The following is a 22575-nucleotide window of genomic DNA, read 5'->3' on the forward strand; positions in this document are numbered from 1 at the left end:
CGGCGGCGGCAGGGCCGCGTGCCGGCCGGATGCGGGCGGCGCCGCGGCGGCGCGCGGCGCATCCCAGTGCACGCTGCGGCCGAATCCGGCCAGCAGCAGCAGCCACGATGCGCCCAGCAGCAGCGCCAGGATCACCAGGACCGGAGTCAGCCGGCGTTGGCTGGCGGCGTTCATGGCGTCGCCTCCGGCGCGTCGGCCGCGTCGTCCGGTTCGGGCGCCGATGCGGCCGCCGCGGACGCGGTACCACTGGTGGCGCCGTTCGCCGGTCGCACATAGCCCGACAGCGTGAACTGCACTTCCAGCGACGGCCCGTTGCCCTGCCGCGCCGCCACCGGGTTGCGGTAGATGTTGAGGTTGTCCACGAACAGGTAGGGCGTGCCCTGCTCCAGCGCCTGCAGCACGCCGACCAGGGGCTCGATGTCGCAACTCAGGTTGATGCTCACCGCCGCCTTGCGGTAGGGCTCGCCCGAGGCGGAAGCCGGGTTGGGCACCGGCATCTTCTGCGTCACCGTGCAGCTGCCGCCCTCGGTGTGGGCGCCTACCGCGTCCACCACGCGCTGCATCAGGTCGGCGGCGGCGGTGTTCGGGTCGTCGTCGGGCAGGAACGCGCTGCTGGCCGCCTGGCCGGCGCCCAGCGCGGCGATGCGCCGTTCCAGCTGCGGCTTCTCGGCGATCGCCGCGGCGTAGCGGCTCTGGGTGTCGCGCAGATCGTCCATCTGCGCCGAGACGTCGCGCAGCGGCGCCACGAACCACCAGTGCAGCAGCAGGAAATAGGCCAGCGCCAGCGCCAGCAGCAGCAGGCCGACCGCCGCGATGCGGCTGTCGCGCGGCGTGAGTTTCAGCGTCTTCACGGCGCGCTCCCCGCGTCGGCCGGCTGGCTGGCGCTGCCGCGCGACGGTGCCGCCTTGTGCAGTTGCGCCACCATGTAGAAGCGTTCCTTGCCGGTGGACGGATCGGACTGGATGCTGCCCTGGAAGTTCGCGTTGTCGATCAGCGGCGAGCCCTTGAGCAGGTCCAGCAGCTTGGCCGCCTGCGGACTCTGGCCCTGGAAGCCGACCTGCCCGTTGTCGTCCAGGCTGAAGCGCTCCAGCCACGCGGTCGCCGGCAGACGCCGGGTGAGGTCGAGCAGCACGCCCAGCACGGTGGCGCGCTGTGCCTTGCGCTGCACCAGGAAGCCCGCCGCGCCGGCGTCGTCCTGCAACTGCCGGCGCAGCGCGGCGACCCGCTGCGCCTCGCCGTGCATCTCGTCCACCTGCGCCTGCATCTGCGCCAGCGCGCTTTCGCGGTTGTGCAGCCAGCCGCCCATCGCGAACAGCAGCAGCAGCGCGCAACCCGCGGCCAACGCGAGGTTCAGCCGCAGCCGCGGCCGCGTGCGGTGCGGCGCCTGCTCCGGCGGCAACAGGTTCACGCCGAGCCGACCGTCACCCTGCGGCAGGTCCACCGCGTCGACCGTGATGCCCAGCGCGGCGAGCCGGGCCAGCAGCGGGTCCAGCGTGTCGCGCCGCACCGCCAGCAGCTCCACCGCGCAGCGTCCGGGCGCGGCCGGCTGCGCCAGCTCGCGCACGGCGTAGTGCACCTGCGCGGCGCTGAACGGGGTCTGCCGGTCCATCTCGTAGGCCGCGACCTGGTGCAGTTTGCCGCGCGCGGCCAGCGGCAGTTGCAGCACCCGGCGCAGCACCGCGCCCGCGGGCAGCAGCAGGGCCAGGCGGCGATCCTCGGGATCGGTGCCCTGCCACGCCGCGGCCAGCGCGGCCTGCTGCGCGGCGGCGTCCAGCCGGTCGCTCCAGCGCGCCAGCGGTTCGGCCTGGCCCGCGCGGCGCAGCCGCCAGTCGCCCTCGACCGCTTGCAGCAGGTGCCAGACCGCCCCGTCGGCCAGCGCCGCGCGCCAGCGTTGCGGCAGCAGCGCGTGCAGCTCGCCGCCCCACCAGGCGAAGAAGCCCGGCAGGGGGGTGGCGCGCCAGCCCTGGCGCAAGCGCTCCAGCAGCGGCCGCAGCGTTGGCGTTGCAGCACTCATTCCCCGTCACCCTCCTGCCAGCGCAGCACCGTGTAGGGCTGCGCGCCCATCCCGCTTGCCTGAAAGCGTATCGTGGCGCGGATCACCGCGCGCGTTCCGTCGGCCAGTTCGGCCTGCGAACGAATACTATGCGTGATTCCGCCTCCGATAGGTGACGTGCCGGCAACGGCATTGCGCTGCCGGGCGGCCTGCACCGCCTGCAACTGCTGCGGGGCGAGCCCGGGAATCGCGGCCAGCGCCAGCGGCGGCGCGCTGTTCGGATCGGGTATGGCCCGGCCGGACCAGATCGTGATCGCCGGCTCCAGCTTGCGGTACAGCTCCGGCGTCATGCCCAGCACCAGCTGCAGTTCCTGCAGGCTCGCGAACGGGCCGTGGCGCGGACCGTAGTCGCGCCCGGCCGCCTCGTAGGTGGCGCGGCCCCGGCCGATCTGGCCCGGTTCGGTGACGAAGCTGCGCCAGTCCACCACGTTGGCGGCGAGCCCGGCGGCGGCGGCAGGGTCCAGTCCGGCGGCATGGAACAGCGCCCGCAACACGTCCGGGGGGGCCACGTTGATGTCGACCTTGCCTTCCTCGTCGACGATGGCGACCTGCACCGCGGCGTCGTCGAAACGGAACGGATAGCTGCGGCCGTCGCCGATCCAGCGTTGCCTGGCGTCGCCGCCCTGCATGGCGTAGAGCGCGCGCATCAGCCCCGCCTCGGCGGCGTAGTGGGCCCGGGTCTGGGCGAACTGGTAACGCGACTGCAGCGCGGCGGTGCGTGCCAGCACGGCGTAGCCGCCCAGCAGGATCGCCAGCAGGGTGCAGGCCCACAGCACCAGCAGCAGGGCCACGCCGCGTTGCCGCGAACGCCGCGTCATTGCACTCCCCGCAACGGCATCACGCTGTTCGGCAGCAGGCCGACCCGGCCCACCACGGCCGAGGCGTCCACCCGCAGCGGCACGTCCAGCTCCGGCCAGCGCTGCGTGCCCTGCGTGCGCAGGCGGATGCGCACCAGTTGCGGCAGGCGGCTGCCGTCCTTCCAGTCCGCGCTCCACGGCACCGCACGATTCTGCGCGTCGTTGCCGCGATAGCTGAAACCGCCGCCGCGGATGTGGTCCAGCAGCACCTGCGGCGTGCCCAGCGGCCTGGGCGGCTGGCCGTCCGGCGGCAGCAGCGCAAGGCTGAGTTCCAGCCGCTGGCCGCCCGCGCCGTCGTCGACCAGTTGCAGCACCTGCAACTGCGGGCCCAGCTTGCCGAGGTAGCCGGGCAGCGGTGCCACGTAGCGCATCTCGTGCTCGCTGCCCACGAAGAACACCGCCTGGCCGCGCTCGTCGCGGGCGATCGGCTGCGCCAGCGCCTGGGCCAGTTCGCTGCGCAGAAAGCGCTGCGCCGAACCGATCTGGTCGGCCCGCGCGATCGCCGCGCTGCCCGAGCGCACGCCATGGATCGCGCTGCGCACGCCGGCGTACACGCCCACCAGCAGCAAGGCCAGCAAGGCCAGCGCGCCCAGCACCTCCAGCAGGGTGAAGCCGCGCTGCCGCTTCATGGCACCCCCACCGCCACCTGCGGCCGGCCCAGCCGCAGCGTGTCGAAGTGCGCCACCTGCGGATGCGCGGGGCTGCCCCACTGCACCGCCAGGTCCAGCCGGTACAACTGCGCCGAGATGCTGGGCTGCGCACCGGGCACTTGCCACGGCGTCACGTCCAGCGTCCAGCGGTAGCGCTCGTCGAAGCGGCCGCTGCGCTGGCCGGGCACCAGCGGCTCGGTGACGAACGCGCTGTCCAACAGGCTGCGCGCCCACAGCGCGGCCTCGTCGTGCGCGGCCGCGTTGCGCGACAGCGCGATCGCGCCGCCGGCCACCTTCATCAACGCGGCGAAAGCGATCGCCAGCAGCAGCATCGCGGCGATCACTTCCAGCAGGGAGAAGCCTTGTTGCCGGGATTGGGGATTCGGGATTCGGGATTCGGCAAGGCGCGCTCCCGCGAGCCTGCGGCTTTCGCGAATCCCGCATCCCCAATACCGAGTCCCGTCGCTCATCGCGCCGCCACCTTGTCCACCACCGCCACCTGGCCGGTCAGCCAGGACACGTTGATGCGCCATTGGCGCTGGCCGCTCTGCAAGGTGATGTGGCCGCCAGTGGAGCTGCCGTCGGGGAAGAAGCGGATGCGTCCGGTGTGCGTGTCCGGGCGGTCTTCCAGCGCGCTGGTGATGGAGAGCTTCAGGCCTTTCGGCAGGCGCACGTCCTTGCGCTTCGCATCGCTGTAGGTGTCGCCGCGGGTGTCCACGTCGAAATACTGTTCCCTGCCCTGCACGATCGCCTGCGCGCGGGTGGCGCGCAGCGCGGCGGCGATCTCGCCGCTGGCCGCATTGATGCGCGCGCTGGCCAGCCCCTGCGTCACCGACACCGACACCGCCGCCGCCGCGATGCCGATCAGCAGGATCACTACCAGCATTTCCAGCAGCGTGAAGCCGCTGCCGGGATTCGGGAGTCGGGATACGGGATACGGCAAGGCGGGATCGCGCGAGCCTGCAGCTTTTGCGAATCCCGAATCCCGACTCCCGAATCCCGGCTTCACTGCCAGTTACCCACGTCCTTGTCGTAGCCGTCGCCGCCGGGCTTGCCGTCGCGGCCGTAGAAGATCAGGTCGAAGTTGCCGTGCTCGCCGGGGTACTTGTAGCCGAAGGCGTGGCTCCAGGGGTCTTTCAGCTCGGAGTCCTTCGCATACGGGCCCTGCCAGTTCGGCGCGTTCGCCGGCTTGGTCACCAGGTCCTGCAGTTGCTGGGGCGGCGTGCCGTTGTCCAGCGCGTAGTTCTCGACCTTCTGGCTCAAGGTGACCAGCTGCGCCTTGCCGGCGCCGTACTTGCCCTTGTCCATGTTCTTGCCGACCTGGGTCACCACCACGGTGCCCACGATGCCGATCAGCACGATCACCGCGAGCATTTCCAGCAGGGTGAAGCCGGCGTTGCGGCGCCGGGTGCGGGGGTGTCTGTACTGCATGGAATGACCTCGTGGCATCGGTTGTCGGAATCGGGAACGTGCTACTGGATGTTGCTGGTGAGGCTGAGCAGCGGCAGCAGGATCGCGGCCATGATGAAACCCACCATCACGGTCATCACCACGGTGAGCGCGGGCACCAGGGCGGCGAGCAGGCGGTCGATGGAGCGGCGGCTTTCCAGCTCGAAGGTGTCGGCCACCTTGAGCAGCATGCCGTCCAGTTCGCCGGCCTCCTCGCCCACCTGCACCATCTGCAGCGCGAGGCGCGGGAACACCCTGGCCTGCCCCAGCGCGAAGCCCAGTCCCGAGCCTTCCTTCACCTGGTCGTGGGCCTGCACCAGCCCCGCGTCCAGCGCACGGTTCGCGGTGACCTGGCGCGCGATCGTCAGCGCGCCCAGCAGCGGCACGCCGTTCTTCAGCAGCGTGCCCAGCGTGCGGGCGATGCGCGCGGTCTGCACCTTGAGCAGCAGCGGACCGGCCACGCGCATGCGCAGCATGCGCGCGTCCCAGGCCAGCCGCGCCGCGGGATCGCGCAGGCGCGCGCGCAGCAGGAACACGCCGCCGACCAGCAGCAGCAGGATCAGCCACCACCACGCCTGCAAGGTCTGGCCCAGCAGCAGCACCGCCTTGGTGATCCACGGCAGCGGCACCTGCATGTCCTCGAAGATAGGCACGAACTGCGGCACCACGTAGGCCAGCAGCAGCACCAGCGAGCCCAGCACGCCGACCAGCAGGAAGGCCGGATAGATCAGCGCGTTGACGATGCTGCCGCGCAACTGCTGCGAGCGTTCGAGGTAATCGGCGAGCCGGCGCAGCGTTTCCTCCAGCGAACCGCCCGCCTCGCCCGCGCGCACCAGTGCGATGTACAGCTTGGGGAACACGCCGTGTTCCTCGTCCAGCGCCTGGGACAACGGCATGCCGCCGCGCACGCGGTCGCGCACGCGCTCGATCAGCTTCTTCGCGCGCTCGCCCTCGGGCAGGTCGAGCAGGATGCCCAGCGCGCGGTCCAGCGGCTGGCCGGCGCCCAGCAGGGTCGCCAGCTGGTGGGTGAACTGTGCAAGCTGGTCGCCGGTGAACGGTCCGCGCTTGAACAGTGCCGCGAAACCGGAACCGCCGCCCAGCGCGTCGGCGGCCTGCGCTTCCAGCGGCGTGTGGCCCTGGTCCTGCAGCCGCGCCACCACTTCCTCGACGCTGGCGGCCTCCATCCGGCCCTGCAGCAACTCGCCGGCTTCGCTTACAGCCTTGTACTGGAACTGGCTCACGCTGCCGACCTCCTCTCCCCTTCGGGGAGAGGATTGAGGTGAGGGGCGGGTGCTTGCCACAAAGCTTGCTCGAAGCAGGTTTCCGGCAAGAGCGGCACCTCACCCCAGCCCTCTCCCCGGAGGGGAGAGGGGGCTTTTCCCCGCATGAGGGAAAGGAGAGGGTCAGCCTTCCTGCGTGACACGCAGCACCTCCTCCAGCGTGGTGACGCCGGCGAGCGACTTCGCGATGCCGTCCTCGTACATGGTGCGCATGCCTTCGGCGCGCGCCTGCTTCTCGACCTCGCCGGCATCGGCGCGCTGCATCACCAGGCGGCGCAGCGGGTCGCTCATCACCAGGAATTCCATGATCGCCTGACGGCCGCGGTAGCCGCTGGGGTTGGCCGCGCTGGAGCCGGGCTTCCACAGGCGGATCGGCTTGCCGCCCGCGTACTTCTCCAGCTCGAACTGCGCGATCACCTCGGGCGACGGTTCGTAGGACACCGCCGTCTCCGGGTCGAGCCGCCGCACCAGCCGCTGCGCGAGGATGCCGTTGACGGTGGAGCCGAGCAGGTAATCCTCCACGCCCATGTCCAGCAGGCGCGTGATGCCGCCCGCCGCGCTGTTGGTGTGCAGCGTGGAAAGCACGAGGTGGCCGGTGAGCGCGGACTGGATCGCGATGCGGCAGGTTTCCAGGTCGCGCATCTCGCCGATCATGATCACGTCCGGGTCCTGTCGCACGATGGAGCGCAGCGCCGCGGCGAAGTCCAGCCCGATCTGCGGCTTGGCCTGGATCTGGTTGATGCCTTCGAGCTGGTATTCGACCGGGTCCTCGACGGTGATGATCTTCACGTCGGGCGTGTTGATCTTCGACAGCGCGGTGTACAGCGTGGTGGTCTTGCCCGAGCCGGTGGGGCCGGTGACCAGCAGGATGCCGTGCGGGCGCTGCAGCACGTCGACGAAGCGCGACTGGAAGCTGTCGGTGAAGCCCAGCGAGGCGAAGTCGAACACCACCGATTCGCGATCCAGGATGCGCATCACCACCGACTCGCCGAAGCTGGTCGGCACGGTGGACACGCGCAGGTCCAGCTCCTTGCCCTGCACGCGCAGCTGGATACGGCCGTCCTGCGGCAGGCGGCGTTCGGCGATATTGAGCTTGGCCATGATCTTCACGCGCGAGATCACCGCCGCGGTGGACGAGGCCGGCGGCGCCTCCACCTCGTGCAGTACGCCGTCGATGCGGTAGCGCACCTTGAGGCGGTTCTCGAACGGCTCGATGTGCACGTCGGAAGCGCGCTGCTCGACGGCGCGCTGCAGGATCAGGTTGACCAGGCGGATCACCGGCGCCTCGCTGGCGAGGTCGCGCAGGTGCTCCACGTCGTCCACCTCGGCGGCGCCGCCGTCGATGTTCTCGACGATGGTGCCCATCGCGGAACGGCCGCTGCCGTAGTAGCGCTCGATCAGGTCGTCGATTTCCGAGCGCAGGCCGATGCGCAGCGCCACCGGGCGGCCGGCCGCCAGCGTCACCGCCTGCAACGGGTAGGGATCGGCGGGATCGGCCACCACCAGCGCGAGGCCGCCGGCGCCGTCGTTCACCGGCACCACGTGCTGCTGCTTGAGGAAGCGCAGCGAGAGTTCGAGGTCGGTGGGGGCGAGTTCCGGCGCATCGCGCGCGGCCAGCATCGGCACGCCGAGCAGCTCGGACCATGCCTCGGCCAGTTCGCGCTCGTTGACCAGGCCGAGCCGCGCCAGCAGCGCCGTCAGGCTGCCTTCGGTGGCCTCCTCGTGCAGCCGCCGCGCCCGCGCGAGGTCGCCGTCCTTCAGCCGCCCGCGCGCCACCAGCAACGCGCACACCGCAGCCTCGCGCTCGTCCGCCGCCGTCGCCGTCCCCTCTGCCGCTGCTGTCGCCAACATCCGCCCCGCCCTCGCTTGCGGCCCATCCGCGACCGGACGAGCACTGTAGCGTGCCCTCCCCGTCAACGGTACGACCGCAGCCGTGCGCGGCGGTTCACCCCGGCAGTTCTTGCGAAACCCGCGCAACCATGTGCCCGGCGCACAAAGAAAACCGGCGCCCGTACAGGCGCCGGTTCCGTTCTCCTTGTTGGCCCCGCCCCACCGGGACGGTCGCCGCCTACCAGCCTATGCCCAGGCCCACGCCGCCGGACGCCTCGCTTCCGCTCACCGCCGCTCCCACGGAGAGGTTCGCGTTGCGCGACAGCGAGCGCGAGAAGCCCACCGACAACGCCGCCTGGCCGCGGTAGCCGCCCACGCCCACGCCCACGCGGTTCGGCGTTTCGATGCCTTGCGTGCTGAACGCCATCTGCGACATCGCGGCGCCCATCGCGCCGATGCGGCTCATGCGCTGGTTGACCACGCGGAACTGGTCGTTGACCTCGCTGCGCAGGCCGTTCAGGTCGGCACCGGTGGCGAGGCCGGCCACCTTCTGGTCGGTATACGCCTTGGCCGTATTGACCGCGGTCGTGTTGCCGGCATCGGCGTAGGCCTTGGCGTCGACCAGGGCCTGCTGCACCTGGCCGCTGTTCGCCGCATCGGTGGCCTGCGTGCCGGCCGCCACGTTGGTGATCTGGCGTTCGCTGCCTGCCGCACCCACCGACACGCTGTTCGCCCGGTCCGCCACCGAGCCCGCGCCCAGCGCCACCGCATTGACGGTGCCGCCCTGCACGCTGGCGCCGGAACCCAGCGCCACGCCGGAGGCGGCATCGTTGCTCGCGTTCGCGCCCACCGTGACCGAGTTGGTGGCGGCCGCGGTGGAGCTGGCGCCGGTGCCTATCGTGGTGCTGTTGTCCGCGTGGACTACCGCACCGCTGCCGATCGCGATGTCGCCGCTGTCCTTGGCCAGGCTGCCCGGGCCCACCGCCAGGCCATTGCCGGTGCCGGTGCTGTTGCCCTTGCCGTTGCCGTTTCCATTGCCGTTGTTGCCGTTGCCGTTTCCGTTGCCGTTTCCATTGTTGCCGTTCCCGTTGCCCTTGCTGCCGATTTCGGCAAGCGTCTTCTCCGCGCTGTCCATGCGGAAGGAGAGGCCGCCGATCGCGCCATCCAGCGCGCCCAGCGCATCGCCCACGTTGTAGTAGCTGCCGCCCTGCAAGGTGTAGACCGGCCCCGTGAAGCCGGCCGCGCCCATGCTGGCGCCGCCGCCCAGCGCCTGGGCGAGGTCGTCGCCGAAGCGGAACAACTGGCCGCCGTTGACCGCTTCCATGCTGGTGGCACCCAGCGCGCCGGCCTTCACGTTGGCCAGCGTGGTGCCGCCGCTGCCGGCCAGCGTGACCTTGGCCTTGCCGGCGTCGTCGTAGGCCACCGCATTCGCGATCTGGCTGTCCAGGCCGCCGATCGCATCTTCCAACTGGCCCACGTTCACCGCATCGGTGGCTTCGGTGCCGGCCGCCACGTTGGCGATCTGGCGTTCGGCACCCGCGCTGCCCACCGACACGGTGTTCGCCCGGTCGGCCACGCTGTTCGCTCCCAGCGCCACGCTGTTCGCCGCTGTGGCCGCGGCGAGGAAGCCCACCGCCGTGCTGTCCGCGGCCGCCGCATAGCTGCCGCTGCCGAACGCGCTGGCACCGTCCGCATCGGCGACCGCAACCGCACCGATCGCGGTGGATTGCGCGCCCCAGGCTTCGGCCTGCGCGCCCACGGCGCTCGCGCCCAGTTCGGCTGCCAATGCGCTCTCGCCGACCGCCAGGCTGCTCTCGCCGTCCGCCCAGGTATTCCAGCCCAGCGCGGTGGCGTAGTTGCCGGTGGCCCAGGCACCCGCACCCAGGCCGGACGAACCGGTGCCGCTGGCTTCGGCGGCGAACGCCCCGGCCGCACCGCCCACCACCACGCTCTGGTTGCCGCTGGCCGTGCTGCCCCTGCCGATCGCCACGCTGTTCGTGCCGCTGGCCTCCGCACCCGTGCCGCCGGCGTAGGCGTAGTCGCCCGAGGCATTGGCCCCGTAGCCCACGCCGGTGCTGAGGAAACCGGCCGCTTCCGAGTAGCTGCCCAGCGCGGTGGCGCCGTCGTTCGTGGCGCTGGCGCGGAAGCCCAGCGCGGTCGCCTGCGTGCCGGCAGCAACCGACTCCGTGCCCAGCGCCGAGCTGTACGCGCCATTCGCCTGCGCCGCACTGCCGTAGGCCGAGGCTCCGGTCTCGGCCGCCACGCTGTTCGCGCCGGTCGCCACGCTGTCGGCGCCCGTGGCCTGCGCATTCGCGCCCGTGGCCACGCTGTTCTCGCCCGCCGCCACGCTGCCGTAGCCCACCGCCACGCTATTCACGCCCAGCGCGTTCGCGTTCGCGCCCAGTGCCGTGGACTGCGCTTCCAGCGCGAAGCTGTGCGCGCCGATCGCCACGCTGCTCGCCCCTTCCGCATCCGCGCTGTAGCCCAGCGCCGCGCTCTCTTCGCCGTTCGCCATCGCGCTCGCGCCCGCCGCCACGCCGTGCTCGCCCAGCACCAGTGCGTCCTCGCTGCCGTCGGTCGCGCCGTTCGCCTGGAAGAAGCGCGTCGCACCGCCCACCGCGTCGTTCAACTGCGACAGGTTCACCGCGTCGGTGGCCTGCGTGCCGGCCGCCACGTTGGTGATCTGGCGCTCCGCTCCCACCGCGCCCACCGACACGCTGTCCGCGCGGTCGGCCACGCTGTTGGCTCCCAGCGCCACGCTGTTGTCGGCCTGCGCGTGCGCGAAGGAACCCACCGTGGTGCTGTCCGCGCCTTCCGCGTAGCTGCCGCTGCCCAGCGCGGTTCCACCGTCGAGATCGGCCGTGGCCAACGCGCCCAGTGCGGTGGATTGCACGCCATCGGCCTGCGCCATGGTGCCGATCGCGGTGGCGCCCAGGCCGGTGGCCATGGCACCGTTGCCGAACGCGCTGGCGGCGACGCCCGCGCTGGTGGTGCCCTGGTAGAGCAGACCGGGGAAGCCGAACAGCAGGTCGCCCACATCGGCACGACCGCCCACGGCCACGCCGTAGTCGCCGGTCGCTGCCGCCTGGCTGCCGATCGCCACCGCCTCGATGCCGGTGGCCTGGCTGGAGACGCCCACCGCCACGCTGTTGTTGCTGACGGCCTGGGCGCCGTAGCCCACCGCCGTGCCGAGACGGCCATCGGCCTGGCTGTAGCTGCCCAGCGCCGTGGCGCCATCGTTAGTGGCGCTGGCGCGGAAGCCTGCACTCAGCGCCTGCGTGCCGCCGGCGACCGACTCCGTGCCCAGCGCCGAGCTGTACGCACCATTCGCCTGTGCCGCGTTGCCGTAGGCCGAGGCGCCGGTCTCGGCCGCCACGCTGCCGCTGCCGGTCGCCACGCTGTTCGTGCCCGTGGCCACGCTGCCGTAGCCCACCGCCACGCTGCCCACGCCCAGCGCGTTCGCGTTCGCGCCCAGCGCGGTCGACTGCGCCTCCAGCGCGAAGCTGTGCGCGCCGATCGCCACGCTGCTCGCCCCTTCCGCATCCGCGCTGTAGCCCAGCGCCGCGCTCTCGGCGCCGTTCGCCATCGCGCTCGCGCCCGCCGCCACGCCGTGTTCGCCCAGCACCAGCGCATCTTCGCTGCCGTCGGTCGCGCCGTCTGCCTGGAAGAAGCGCGTCGCGCTGCCGACCGTGTCGTTCAACTGCGACAGGTTCACCGCGTCGGTGGCCTGCGTGCCGGCCGCCACGTTGGTGATCTGGCGTTCGCTGCCCGCCGCGCCCACCGACACGCTGTTCGCGCGGTCGGCCCAGCTGTTGGCACCGAGCGCCACGCTGTTGTCGGCCATCGCGGTGCTGGTGTCGCCGATCGCGACGCTGCTGGCGCCCGAGGCCCAGCTGTTGGCGCCCAGTGCGGTGGCGTTGTCCGCCGGCGCGTAGGCGAAGTAGCCCAGCGCGGTGCTGGCGACGCCGCCGGCTTCGGTGATGGCACCGACCGCGGTGGCGTTGTCGGCGAGCGCGTGGGCGCCGGCGCCCAGCGCGGCGGCGTTTTCGCCACTGGCCACGGTGTCGATGTAGAAGCCCAGGCCGGGGATCAGGTCGGCCGAGCCGCCCACCGCCAGGCTGCCGTTGCCGATCGCGGCGCTCTGCGAGCCGACCGAGGTGGCGAAGCTGCCGACGGCGGTGGCGACGCCGCCCACCGCCGTGGCCTGCTGCCCGATGGCGCTGGCGCCCACTCCGAACGCGGCACTGGCCAACCCGTCGGCGACCGCACTGGCGCCGACCGCGGCAGCGCCCGCTCCCGAACTGGTGGCGGCGGCGACGATCGGATTGCCATCGGCATCCTGCAGCAGCGGGTTGCCGTTCTCGTCCACGGCCACGCCGCCGACCGCCACGCTGGCCGCACCGTTGGCCTGGGCGTTGCTGCCATTGGCCACGCTGTTCGCGCCGGTCGCCACGCTGCCGTAGCCCGTCGCCACGCTGCCCACGCCCAGCGCGTTCGCGTTCGCACCCAGTGCGGTTGACTGCGCTTCCAGCGCGAAGCTGTGCGCGCCGATCGCCACGCTGCTCGCCCCTTCCGCATCCGCGCTGTAGCCCAGCGCCGCGCTCTCGGCACCGTTCGCCATCGCGCTCGCGCCCGCCGCCACGCCGTGCTCGCCCAACGCCAGTGCGTCCTCGCTGCCGTCGGTGGCGCCGTCAGCCGTGAACAGGTGGCTGGCGACCGCAGTCGCGTTCGCCACCGCATCCAGCTGGCCCTTGTTCACCGCATCGGTGGCTTCGGTGCCGGCCGCCACGTTGGTGATCTGGCGTTCCGCACCCGCGTCGCCCACCGACACGCTGTTCGCCCGGCTCGCCACCGAGTCGGCGCCCAGCGCCACCGCGTTGTTCGCGCTGGAGCGCACCCACGCGCCGGAACCCAGCGCAGTGCTGCCCACGGCATCGGCTTCCGCCAGCCAGCCGACCGCGGTCGCTTCGTCCGCCGACGCATAGCTGCCGGCGCCCACCGCCACCGCTCCGAAGCCGTTCGCCTCGGTGCCGAACAGACCGAACACGCTGCCACCGATCGCCACGCTCTGGTCGGCGTTCGCGACGCTGCCCTCGCCCACCGCCACGCTGCTCTCGCCCGCCGCGTTGGCGCTCACGCCGCCGGCAAATGCGTAGTCGCCCGAGGCACTGGCCCCGTAGCCCACGCCGGTGCTGAGGAAACCGGCCGCTTCCGAGTAGCTGCCCAGCGCGGTGGCACCGTCGTTCGTGGCGCTGGCGCGGAAGCCCAACGCGGTCGCCTGCGTGCCGGCGGCGACCGACTCCGTACCCAGCGCCGAGCTGTACGCGCCATTCGCCTGCGCCGCGCTGCCGTAGGACGACGCGCCGGTCTCGGCCGCCACGCTGTTCGCGCCGCTCGCCACGCTGTCGGCGCCCGTGGCCTGCGCATTCGCGCCCGTGGCCACGCTGTTCTCGCCCGCCGCCACGCTGCCGTAGCCCACCGCCACGCTATTCACGCCCAGCGCGTTCGCGTTCGCACCCAGCGCGGTCGACTGCGCTTCCAGCGCGAAGCTGTGCGCGCCGATCGCCACGCTGCTCGCACCTTCCGCATCCGCGCTGTAGCCCAGCGCCGCGCTCTCGGCGCCGTTCGCCATCGCGCTCGCGCCCGCCGCCACGCCGTGTTCGCCCAGCACCAGTGCGTCCTCGCTGCCGTCGGTCGCGCCGTTCGCCTGGAAGAAGCGCGTTGCACCGCCCACCGCGTCGTTCAACTGCGACAGGTTCACCGCGTCGGTGTCCTGCGTGCCGGCGGCGACATTGGTGATCTGGCGTTCGCTGCCCACCGCGCCCACCGACACGCTGTCCGCGCGGTCGGCCACGCTGTTGGCTCCCAGCGCCACGCTGTTGTCGGCCTGCGCGTGCGCGAAGGAGCCCACCGTGGTGCTGTCCGCGCCTTCCGCGTAGCTGCCGCTGCCCAGCGCGGTCCCGCCATCGAGGTCGGCCGTGGCCAACGCGCCCAGTGCGGTGGACTGCACGCCATCGGCCTGCGCCATGGTGCCGATCGCGGTGGCGCCCAGGCCGGTGGCCATGGCGCCGTTGCCGAACGCGCTGGCGGCGACGCCCGCGCTGGTGGTGCCCTGGTAGAGCAGACCGGGGAAGCCGAACAGCAGGTCGCCCACATCGGCACGACCGCCCACGGCCACGCCGTAGTCGCCGGTCGCTGCCGCCTGGCTGCCGATCGCCACCGCCTCGATGCCGGTGGCCTGGCTGGAGACGCCCACCGCCACGCTGTTGTTGCTGACGGCCTGGGCGCCGTAGCCCACCGCCGTGCCGAGACGGCCATCGGCCTGGCTGTAGCTGCCCAGCGCCGTGGCGCCATCGTTAGTGGCGCTGGCGCGGAAGCCTGCACTCAGCGCCTGCGTGCCGCCGGCGACCGACTCCGTGCCCAGCGCCGAGCTGTACGCACCATTCGCCTGTGCCGCGTTGCCGTAGGCCGAGGCGCCGGTCTCGGCCGCCACGCTGCCGTTGCCGGTCGCCACGCTGTTCGTGCCCGTGGCCACGCTACCGTAGCCCACCGCCACGCTGCCCACGCCCAGCGCGTTCGCATTCGCACCCAGCGCGGTGGACTGCGCCTCCAGCGCGAAGCTGTGCGCGCCGATCGCCACGCTGCTCGCACCTTCCGCATCCGCGCTGTAGCCCAGCGCCGCGCTCTCCTCGCCGTTCGCCATCGCGCTCGCGCCCGCCGCCACGCCGTGTTCGCCCAGCACCAGTGCGTCTTCGCTGCCGTCGGTCGCGCCGTTCGCCTGGAAGAAGCGCGTCGCGCTGCCGACCGTGTCGTTCAACTGCGACAGGTTCACCGCGTCGGTGGCCGCGGTGCCGGCCGCCACGTTGGTGATCTGGCGTTCGCTGCCCGCCGCGCCCACCGACACGCTGTTCGCGCGGTCGGCGATGCTGCCGGCGCCCAGCGCCACGCTGTTCCTGGCATTCGCGCGGGCGGCATTGCCGATCGCCGTGCCGTTGTCGGCGGTATCCAGCACGCGGCTGTCGTAGCCGACGGCGGTGGCGCCGCGGGAACGTGCCTGTGCGTTGGAACCGATTGCGCTGGAGGTGGCGCCCAGCGCCTGGGCGTTCGCGCCCAGGGCCGTGGCGTTGGTTTCGACGGCCTTGGCGTTGTTGCCGAACGCGGAGGCGCTGACCTTGGTCGCCTGGCTGGCGCCGCCCACGGCGGTGGTGCCGTTGCCGGTGGCGGTGGCGCCCTTGCCCACGGCGGTGGCGTTCGCGCCGGTGGCGGTGCCGCTGCCGGTGGCGAAGCTGCCGTCCGGGTTTGCGGCTTCGTTGGGAGCGACAGCAGCCGGAGCGGTCGCGGCGACCGTCGTGGTGGCCGCGGGTTGGTTGACCGCGGCGGCGTGGGCGCTGCCCATGATGCCGGCGGCAAGGGTCAGGGCGCCCAGCGAGGCGCGCAGGCGCCGGGACGCGCCGCCCTTGCCGTTGGCGCGGGCGAATTCGGAAGCGACGACGAGGCAGCCAAGCGACTTGTTCCAGACCTTGCTGTAAATCCTGTTCATGGGATGCTCCACTCAGACCGGAGGGGCCAGCCGGCCGGGCGCCTGTGGCAGCCGGCGGTCGGTGGCGTATGCATGCGTACGTGCGATGGCGCCGCTCCCGATCGGGAGGGCGCGCCATGACCGGAAGACGAGCCGGCCTCCCGCCGCACCGTCACGCCGCTGTAGGCGGTTTCACCCACCACGGTGACGTAATAGGTGCCGGCCGCGGGTCGCGTGATCACCACGGACTCGTTGTTGCCCGGATGCGCCGACTTGAAGTCGTAGCTGGCGGCGGTGGCCGCCGCACCCTGCTTCACGTACAGCGAGACGTCACCGGTGCCGCCCAGCGTACGCAGGCTGAGGCCCAATGCCCCGGCCGGCACATCCAGCTTGTAGACCTTGCTGGCCCCGGCACTGCCGGACTGGCCGGTGAGCGACACGCCGTTGCTGAGCGCAATCGCGGTCGGATCGCCCGGGTCGCCGCCGCCTCCCACTGCCTTGGTCACTGCCGCGTGGGCATCCACGATGCCGGCACCGATCGGCTGGCTGCCTGACGGCGTCACCTTGGGCGCGAGCGCGGTGGACTGCAGGACGCCGAGCACTTCGTCCGGACTCATCAGCGGCAGGTCCGCGGCCAGGCGCGCGCCCTGCATCAAGGCCACCGTGCCGGAGACGTGCGGCGCGGCCTGCGAGGTGCCGGCGTAGCCGCCGTAGTTGGAGTCGTTCGCCACCGGCGTGCTCTTGCCGCTGTTCAGCGCCTGCCAGACGAAGCCGTCGTTCGCCTGGCTGCCGCTGCTGGCGTCGTTGGCGTAGACGCCGCCGCCGGGGGCGGCGATCTTCACCACGCTGCCGTAGTTGGAGTAGTAGGCGCGCTTGCTGGTGACGCCGGTGGCCGCCACGGCGACTGCGCCGGGGCAACCGGCGGGCGAGTAGCCGGCGGCATCGGCATTGCTGTTGCCGGCCGACACCACCACCACCGCACCGAGTGCGCGGGCCTTGCCGATCGCCTGCGCCGCCGCACTGCTGGCGGTGCAGGTACCGCGGCCGCCGAGGCTGAGATTGATGACCTGGGCGGGATGGCTGTTCGCGGGCAGGCCGCTCACGCTGCCGCCGGCGGCCCACACGATGGCGTCGTTGATGTCGCTGTCGTAGCCGCCGCAATGGCCGAGCACGCGTAGCGGCAGCACCTTCGCGCCATGCGCGATGCCTGCCATGCCCACGCCGTTGTTGGTGCGCTCGGCGCCGGCGGTGCTGGCGACGTGGGTGCCGTGCCAGCTGCTGGGTTCGGCCGGGTTGTTGGCGTTGACGCACTGGGCGTCGTTCACCCAGGGCGCGGTGTCGGTCCAGTCGCCGATATCCCAGCCGCCGGGCACGCGGCCGTCCGCGTCGCGGCCGGAGACGTAGGCATCGGTGATGAAGTCGTAACCGGCATCCCCCAGCGTGGTGTCGACGTCGACGTGGGTGGTGATGCCGGTGTCCAGCACGGCGATGACGATGCCGGTGCCGTCGGCCAGGTCCCACGCGTTGTTGACGTTGCTGCCGCCCCAGTTCGGGTTGCCGAACCCGTCGGCGGCGCCGTCGGGCGTCTGCAGGTCCCACTGGTATTTGGCGTAGTAGGGGTCGTTCGGGGTGAACGTGGCCGGGCTCAGCGCGTCGGGGCTGCGGATGTCGCGCACCGCCCGCCGCAGCAGGTCGGGCTCGACGTAGGCCACCGCCGGATCGGCGGCGATCTGCTCGATCAACGCGGCCGCCTCGGCCCGATCGAGCTTGCGCGAGGTGCGAATGAGGTCCGCGCCTATCGCCAGTTTGCGCTGGTAGCGTGCCGCGACCGCCTGCAGCGGCGCCCCTGACAGGGAACGCGCCGCCCTGTTCAGGCCGGCACGGTCGATCGCCGCGCCCACGGCTTGCGCCGCCGCACCGCTCTGCACGGCCTGCGTGCTGCCGTCGCGATAGGTGACGATGAAACGATCATAGGAGACGCCGTCCTGCAGGCCGCTGACATCGAAACGCGCCGTCGTCGATCCCTGCGACTGTGGTGCGCCCGCCGCCGTTGCCGGCATCGCAAATGCCATGGCCACGGCGGCCGCAAGCAAACCCTTGAGCCCCAAGTGCTTCGTCATGCCTGACTCCCCATTGCACCGGAGGCAGCTATGGCCGTCCGGCGTGGTCGGCGCCCGTGCCGGGCGCCATATACCGTTTCCTCCCCCTGCGCGGAAACAGCGCCTGCCAACCCACGGGAAGGGGGCCTGCCGGCAATCGCACCGATCAAGCCTCGCGACTCGTTTCGTGACGTACCTCGCAACGTATCCGCAAGTATTTGCGGTGGTCAATACGCGGTGCGAAATTTTTTGCGAAGAGGATGTGAACGCGGCCGCGACGCCCTCGTCAGCGCTTCGGATGCGGCCGCTGGCGGATTCCCGCACGTCTGCGAAAATGTCCGCAGGCCATTCCGGATCTACCCATGCAGTTGCTGGACATAGGCGCCAACCTGGGCCACGAATCGTTCCGTCACGACATCGATGTCACGCTGCAACGCGCGCAGGCGCATGGCGTGGGCAGGATGATCGTCACGGGGGCTTCGCGCGAAGGCAACGAGCACGCGCTCGCGCTGGCCCATGCCCACCCGGGCGTGCTGTGGGCGACCGCCGGCGTGCATCCGCACCATGCGGTGGACTACGACGACGCCACCGAGGCGCGGCTGCGCCAGCTTGCGCATGATCCTGCGGTGCGCGCGCTGGGCGAGGCCGGACTGGACTACCACCGCAACTACTCGCCGCGCGACGTGCAGTTGCAGGTGTTCGAACGCCAGCTGGCGATCGCGGCGGAACTGGGCAAGCCGGTGTTCCTGCACCAGCGCGACGCGCACGCGGATTTCGTCGTGCTGCTAAAGCGCTGGCGCGACAAGCTGCCGACTGCGGTGGTGCACTGCTTCACCGATACCCGCGAGGCGCTCGCCGGCTACCTTGCGCTGGACTGCCACATCGGCATCACCGGCTGGATCTGCGACGAACGCCGCGGCACCCACCTGCGCGAGCTGGTGCGCGACATCCCCGCGAACCGCCTGATGATCGAGACCGACGCGCCCTACCTGCTGCCGCGCACGGTGCGCCCGCAGCCCGCGCACCGGCGCAACGAGCCGATGTACCTGCGGCACATCGCCGAAGAGATCGCGCGCGACCGCGGCGAATCCGTGGAGACGCTGGCCGCGCACACCACCGCCACCGCGGAGGCGTTCTTCGGCCTGCCGCCACTGGCGCAGGCGCGGCCCCTGGCGAAGGACTGATCAATCGACTGCCTGCTCGTCATTCCTGCGGTTTTCAACGACCGAAGGGCCGGTCTCGCAAGAGGCGCTTCACAACAGCGAAGCGGGTCATCCAGTCCATTGATGTTCCGTGGCTTGCAGGCACTGGGTCCCGGCCTTCGCCGGGACGACGAGCAAAATCACACCATACTTAGCGCGAGAGCACGCGGGTTTCGCCGGGCGCCAGGCCGTCCAGCGCATGTTCGCCGATACGCAGGCGGATCAGCCGCAGCGTGGGAAAGCCCACCGCGGCGGTCATGCGCCGCACCTGCCGGTTGCGCCCTTCGCGCAACGTGAGCGTGAGCCAGCTGGTGGGAATGCTCTTGCGGAAACGCACGGGCGGATCGCGCGGCCACAGCCAGTCCGGTTCTTCGGCGTGTTCCGCAGGCGTGGGCAAGGTCGGGCCGTCGTTCAGCAGCACGCCACGGCGCAGCGCGGCCAGCGCCGCGTCGTCGATGGCGCCGTCCACCTGCACCAGGTAGGTCTTGGGCTGCTTGTGATGCGGATCGGCCAGGCGGTGCTGCAGCCGGCCGTCGTCGGTGAGCAGCAGCAGGCCTTCGCTGTCGTGGTCCAGCCGGCCTGCCGCGTACACGCCCTTCTGCCCCACGTAGTCGGCCAGCGTGGGCCGGCCGTCGTCGCTGGTGAACTGGCACAACACGCCGTAGGGCTTGTTGAGCGCGATCAGCATGGCGATGGCACGCGCAACGGGCGGCTCAGTGCGCCGCCGGCTTCACGAAGCGCAGCGTCATGCGGTCCGATTCGCCGATGGCCTGGTATTTCGCGCGATCCTTGTCGCCCAGCGCCAGCGTGGGCGGCAAGGTCCACACGCCCTTGGGATGGTCCCGGTTGTCCTTCGGGTTCGCGTTGATCTCGCTCTGGCCCTCGAGCTTGAAGCCGGCGTCGGTGGCGAGCTTGATCACGTAGTCCGTGGGCAGGTAGCCGCTGGATTCCACCGCGGCCTCGCTGGCCCCAGGCGCGGCGCGGTGGTCGGTCACGCCGAGCACGCCGCCGGGTTTGAGCACGGCGAAGAACGCCTTGAACATCGCCGGCGCGGTGCCGGCTTCCGCCCAGTTGTGCACGTTGCGGAAGGTCAGCACGCGGTCGGCCGAGCCGGGCGGCCCGAACACCGGCGCCTTGGGATCGAACTCGACGATGCGGGCCTTGCCGTAGGCGGCCGGATCGGCGGCCAGCTTCCTCCGCAAGGCCGTGTCGTCGCGCTTCGCCTCGCCGCCGACAGGCGCCGCCTCGGCGGCGATGTAGTGGCCGTGGTCGCGCAGCAGCGGCGCGAGGATCTCAGTGTACCAGCCGCCGCCCGGGAGTATCTCGATCACGGTCTGGTCCGGCTGCACGCCGAAGAACTGCAGCGTGGCCCCGGGATGGCGGTAGACGTCGCGCGCACGGTTCGCGGGCGTGCGCCAGCTGCCTGCGATCGCGGCGTCGAGGCCGGCGGCGCCGGCTGCGTGTCCGGCGGCGGTCGCCTCCTGCGCGTGGCCCGGTGCCGCCGCCATGCCGGTGGCCAGCAGCAGCGCGGCGAGCGACGCGAACAGAGTGGAACGTTTCATGGCTGGCTCCCGTGCATGGATGAGTCCGCGCAGTATGCGGGATGGCGTGTGCACGGCGGTTGACGCCGTGCCCGGTTCAGGACGGCCGCGGACATACCGACTGCAACCCGTCGATGTGCTCGTGCAGGTCCGAGGCGATGCCGTGCCACATCGGGTCGAGGATGAAGTCGATGCCTTCGCGCCGCGCCAGCTTCGCGGCGGGGATGAAATCCGCGTCGCCGGCCACCAGCACGATCTGGTCCACCTGCCGCTTGTACGCCAGCGCGGCGATGTCGATGCCGATCTTCATGTCCACCTGGGTCTGGCGCATGTCCGGCTCGTAGTGCTCGTCGCCCAGCTCGTCCCAGCGCAGGCTGCCGTCGCGCAATTGCTGCATGGCGTTGACCTTCAGCTTCCACTCGCCACGTTCGGCGAGGCGACCCAGCCGCAGCGCCATCTTGCGCTGGCGGCGCAGCTGCTCGTGCAGCTCGCGGCGGAACGCGGCGGCGCCGCTGCGGCCGAAGTCCACGATGTCGCCGCTCACCGGGCGCACGAAACTCTTTTCCAGCGGCGGGCAGTCGTAGAAGAAGATGCGGTACAGCGAATCGCGCGGACGATCCAGCGTCTTCAGGTGCTCCAGCGCCATGCCGAACGCGGTCTTGGCCACGGTGCGCGCGTCGTTCGCGTCGCGCTCGCCCCACACCTTGCGGTAGCGGGCAAGGAAAAAGGCGCCGTCGACGAGGATGGCCGTGCGTTGCATAGGAAGTCCTTATGGGTTGCGCTATCGGATGATGCCGGCCCATAGGTGGCCGGCCACGACGATTTTAAGCGATGCGCGCCGCCTCAGGCTTCCGGCACGGTTTCGTGCGCCTTCATCGGCAGCTGCCGGCGGTAATCGTCCGCCTCGGCCAGCAGCCATTCGCGGAAGACCTGCAGGCCGCGGTGCTGCTCCGAGCGCGGCGGGTAGACCAGCCAGTAGGCATGGCTCACCGGCAGGTAGCGCTCGCCCAGCACGACCAGGCGGCCGGCGTCGATCAGCGACCTGGACATCACCATGCGCCCCATCGCCACGCCCAGCCCTTCCAGCGCCGCGTGGCGCACCGCTTCGAGGTTGTCGAAATTCGCCACGTAGCGGCGCGGCGGCGTGCCGCCGAAATGCTCGAACCAGCTGCGCCAGAAGTTCGGCGGATCGGGGTCGCCCAGCAGCGGCCACTGCGCGAGATCGTGCGGATCGGCATCGCCCATGCGTGCCAGCAAGGCGGGCGCCGCCACCGGCGCCACCCACTCGCCGAACAGGCGCTCGCTGCGCAGGCCCGGCCACTCGCCGCGGCCATAGCGCACGGCGGCGTCCACCGGCTCGCGGTCGAACTGCACCAGCGTGGAACTCGATTGCAGGTTGAGCTCCAGTTCCGGATGCGCCGCCACCAGCCGGGGCAGCCGCGGCACCAGCCAGCTGGAGACGACGCCGGCGTGGGCGCTGAGCGTGAGCGCGTCGTGGTGGCGCTCGCGGTAGCGGGACAGCGCGTGCTCGATGCCGTCGAAGTGCCCGCCCACCGCGTCGAGCAGGCGGCAACCCTCCGCGGTGAGGCTCACGCCGCGCGGGCCGCGTTCGAGCAGGCGCCGGCCCAGCCGTTCCTCCAGCTGGCGCATCTGGTGGCTGAGCGCGCTCACAGTGAGATGGGCCTGCTCCGCGGCGCGCGACAGCTTGCCGTGGCGGGCGACCAGCACGAACTGCTGCAGCAGGTCCAGCGAGAGCTTGGACATCTTGAACATCCCTCAAGTCAGGCTTGCGAAGATATCGCTTTTTCGGCCCCACGCCGCGCCCTACCTTGCTGTTGTCCCCGATCCACTTGCAAGGAATTCATCATGCGCTCGCCCTTCGTCGGCCTGCTGCTGCAGCAAGGCCATGTGCATTCCCCCGAACTCGTACGCGAGTTGACGCGCGAAGACCGGCGCCCGCTGCCGCTGCGCGCCGCAGTCCGGCGATTGTGCGAGGACGATGCCGTCGCCCGGCGCGACTCGTGGCGCGCCGTGGCCGGCAAGGCACGCCGCCTGTTCCCGATCAACTCGCCTTGATCGACGGCCGTGCGCACCC

General features: G+C 71.6%; 17 protein-coding genes. 2 read left to right on the top strand and 15 right to left on the bottom strand.

The window, feature by feature from the left end; translation table 11 throughout:
* Positions 1–170 precede the first annotated feature (170 nt).
* From gspM to PCA_RS15190, 11 genes are all read right to left on the bottom strand, one after another.
* Positions 171–851, bottom strand: coding sequence for a type II secretion system protein GspM (gspM, locus tag PCA_RS15065; protein WP_181303445.1), 681 nt, complete (start codon positions 849–851; stop codon positions 171–173).
* Positions 848–2014 carry a type II secretion system protein GspL gene (locus PCA_RS15070; protein WP_181303446.1) on the bottom strand — a complete coding sequence of 389 codons (1167 nt, stop codon included), beginning with the start codon at positions 2012–2014 and terminating at the stop codon, positions 848–850. The genes gspM and PCA_RS15070 overlap by 4 nt, the downstream gene beginning before the upstream one ends.
* Positions 2011–2871, bottom strand: a complete 861-nt coding sequence (locus PCA_RS15075; RefSeq protein WP_181303447.1) for a type II secretion system protein GspK — start codon at positions 2869–2871, stop codon at positions 2011–2013. Before PCA_RS15075 ends, PCA_RS15070 begins: the two co-directional genes overlap by 4 nt.
* On the bottom strand, positions 2868–3539 hold the full coding sequence (locus PCA_RS15080; RefSeq protein ID WP_181303448.1) for a prepilin-type N-terminal cleavage/methylation domain-containing protein: 672 nt from the start codon (positions 3537–3539) through the stop codon (positions 2868–2870). Before PCA_RS15080 ends, PCA_RS15075 begins: the two co-directional genes overlap by 4 nt.
* The gene (locus tag PCA_RS15085; protein WP_343204477.1) at positions 3536–3949 is read right to left on the bottom strand and encodes a prepilin-type N-terminal cleavage/methylation domain-containing protein; all 414 of its coding nucleotides are present in this window, start codon (positions 3947–3949) and stop codon (positions 3536–3538) included. Before PCA_RS15085 ends, PCA_RS15080 begins: the two co-directional genes overlap by 4 nt.
* 77 nt (positions 3950–4026) lie before the next feature.
* Positions 4027–4503, bottom strand: coding sequence for a GspH/FimT family pseudopilin (locus PCA_RS15090; RefSeq protein WP_255436903.1), 477 nt, complete (start codon positions 4501–4503; stop codon positions 4027–4029).
* 62 nt (positions 4504–4565) lie between these two features.
* The gene (gene gspG / locus PCA_RS15095; RefSeq protein WP_181303450.1) at positions 4566–4991 is read right to left on the bottom strand and encodes a type II secretion system major pseudopilin GspG; all 426 of its coding nucleotides are present in this window, start codon (positions 4989–4991) and stop codon (positions 4566–4568) included.
* 41 nt (positions 4992–5032) lie between these two features.
* Positions 5033–6250, bottom strand: coding sequence for a type II secretion system inner membrane protein GspF (gene gspF, locus PCA_RS15100; protein WP_181303451.1), 1218 nt, complete (start codon positions 6248–6250; stop codon positions 5033–5035).
* Between the two features lie 162 nt (positions 6251–6412).
* Positions 6413–8140, bottom strand: coding sequence for a type II secretion system ATPase GspE (gspE, locus tag PCA_RS15105; RefSeq protein ID WP_181303452.1), 1728 nt, complete (start codon positions 8138–8140; stop codon positions 6413–6415).
* Between the two features lie 217 nt (positions 8141–8357).
* A complete protein-coding gene (locus tag PCA_RS17445) occupies positions 8358–15659 on the bottom strand; it encodes an ESPR-type extended signal peptide-containing protein (RefSeq protein ID WP_219918865.1) in 7302 nt (2433 codons plus the stop codon).
* Positions 15656–17758 (bottom strand): S8 family serine peptidase, encoded by a 2103-nt coding sequence (locus tag PCA_RS15190; RefSeq protein WP_181303453.1) that lies wholly within the window; start codon positions 17756–17758, stop codon positions 15656–15658. The genes PCA_RS17445 and PCA_RS15190 overlap by 4 nt, the downstream gene beginning before the upstream one ends.
* A gap of 341 nt (positions 17759–18099) precedes the next feature.
* Between PCA_RS15190 and PCA_RS15195 the strand changes: the two genes are divergently transcribed.
* Entirely contained in the window at positions 18100–18921 is an 822-nt protein-coding gene (locus PCA_RS15195) for a TatD family hydrolase (RefSeq protein ID WP_181303454.1), read from the top strand.
* Positions 18922–19090: 169 nt separating this feature from the next.
* On the opposite strand, the gene PCA_RS15200 is transcribed toward PCA_RS15195, so the two are convergent.
* From PCA_RS15200 to PCA_RS15215, 4 genes are all read right to left on the bottom strand, one after another.
* Positions 19091–19627, bottom strand: a complete 537-nt coding sequence (locus PCA_RS15200; RefSeq protein ID WP_181303455.1) for a pseudouridine synthase — start codon at positions 19625–19627, stop codon at positions 19091–19093.
* Between the two features lie 25 nt (positions 19628–19652).
* Entirely contained in the window at positions 19653–20447 is a 795-nt protein-coding gene (locus PCA_RS15205; protein ID WP_255436909.1) for a methyltransferase, read from the bottom strand.
* A gap of 130 nt (positions 20448–20577) precedes the next feature.
* Positions 20578–21240, bottom strand: a complete 663-nt coding sequence (locus tag PCA_RS15210; protein ID WP_181303457.1) for an NYN domain-containing protein — start codon at positions 21238–21240, stop codon at positions 20578–20580.
* 83 nt (positions 21241–21323) lie between these two features.
* A complete protein-coding gene (locus PCA_RS15215) occupies positions 21324–22244 on the bottom strand; it encodes a LysR substrate-binding domain-containing protein (RefSeq protein ID WP_181303458.1) in 921 nt (306 codons plus the stop codon).
* A gap of 102 nt (positions 22245–22346) precedes the next feature.
* Here PCA_RS15215 and PCA_RS15220 point away from each other — a divergent pair, with 102 nt between their 5' ends.
* A complete protein-coding gene (locus tag PCA_RS15220) occupies positions 22347–22556 on the top strand; it encodes a hypothetical protein (RefSeq protein ID WP_181303459.1) in 210 nt (69 codons plus the stop codon).
* The last annotated feature ends 19 nt before the right edge of the window (positions 22557–22575 follow it).

Origin of the sequence: Rhodanobacter sp. PCA2 (assembly GCF_013620825.1) — a bacterium.
GTDB lineage: Bacteria > Pseudomonadota > Gammaproteobacteria > Xanthomonadales > Rhodanobacteraceae > Rhodanobacter_A.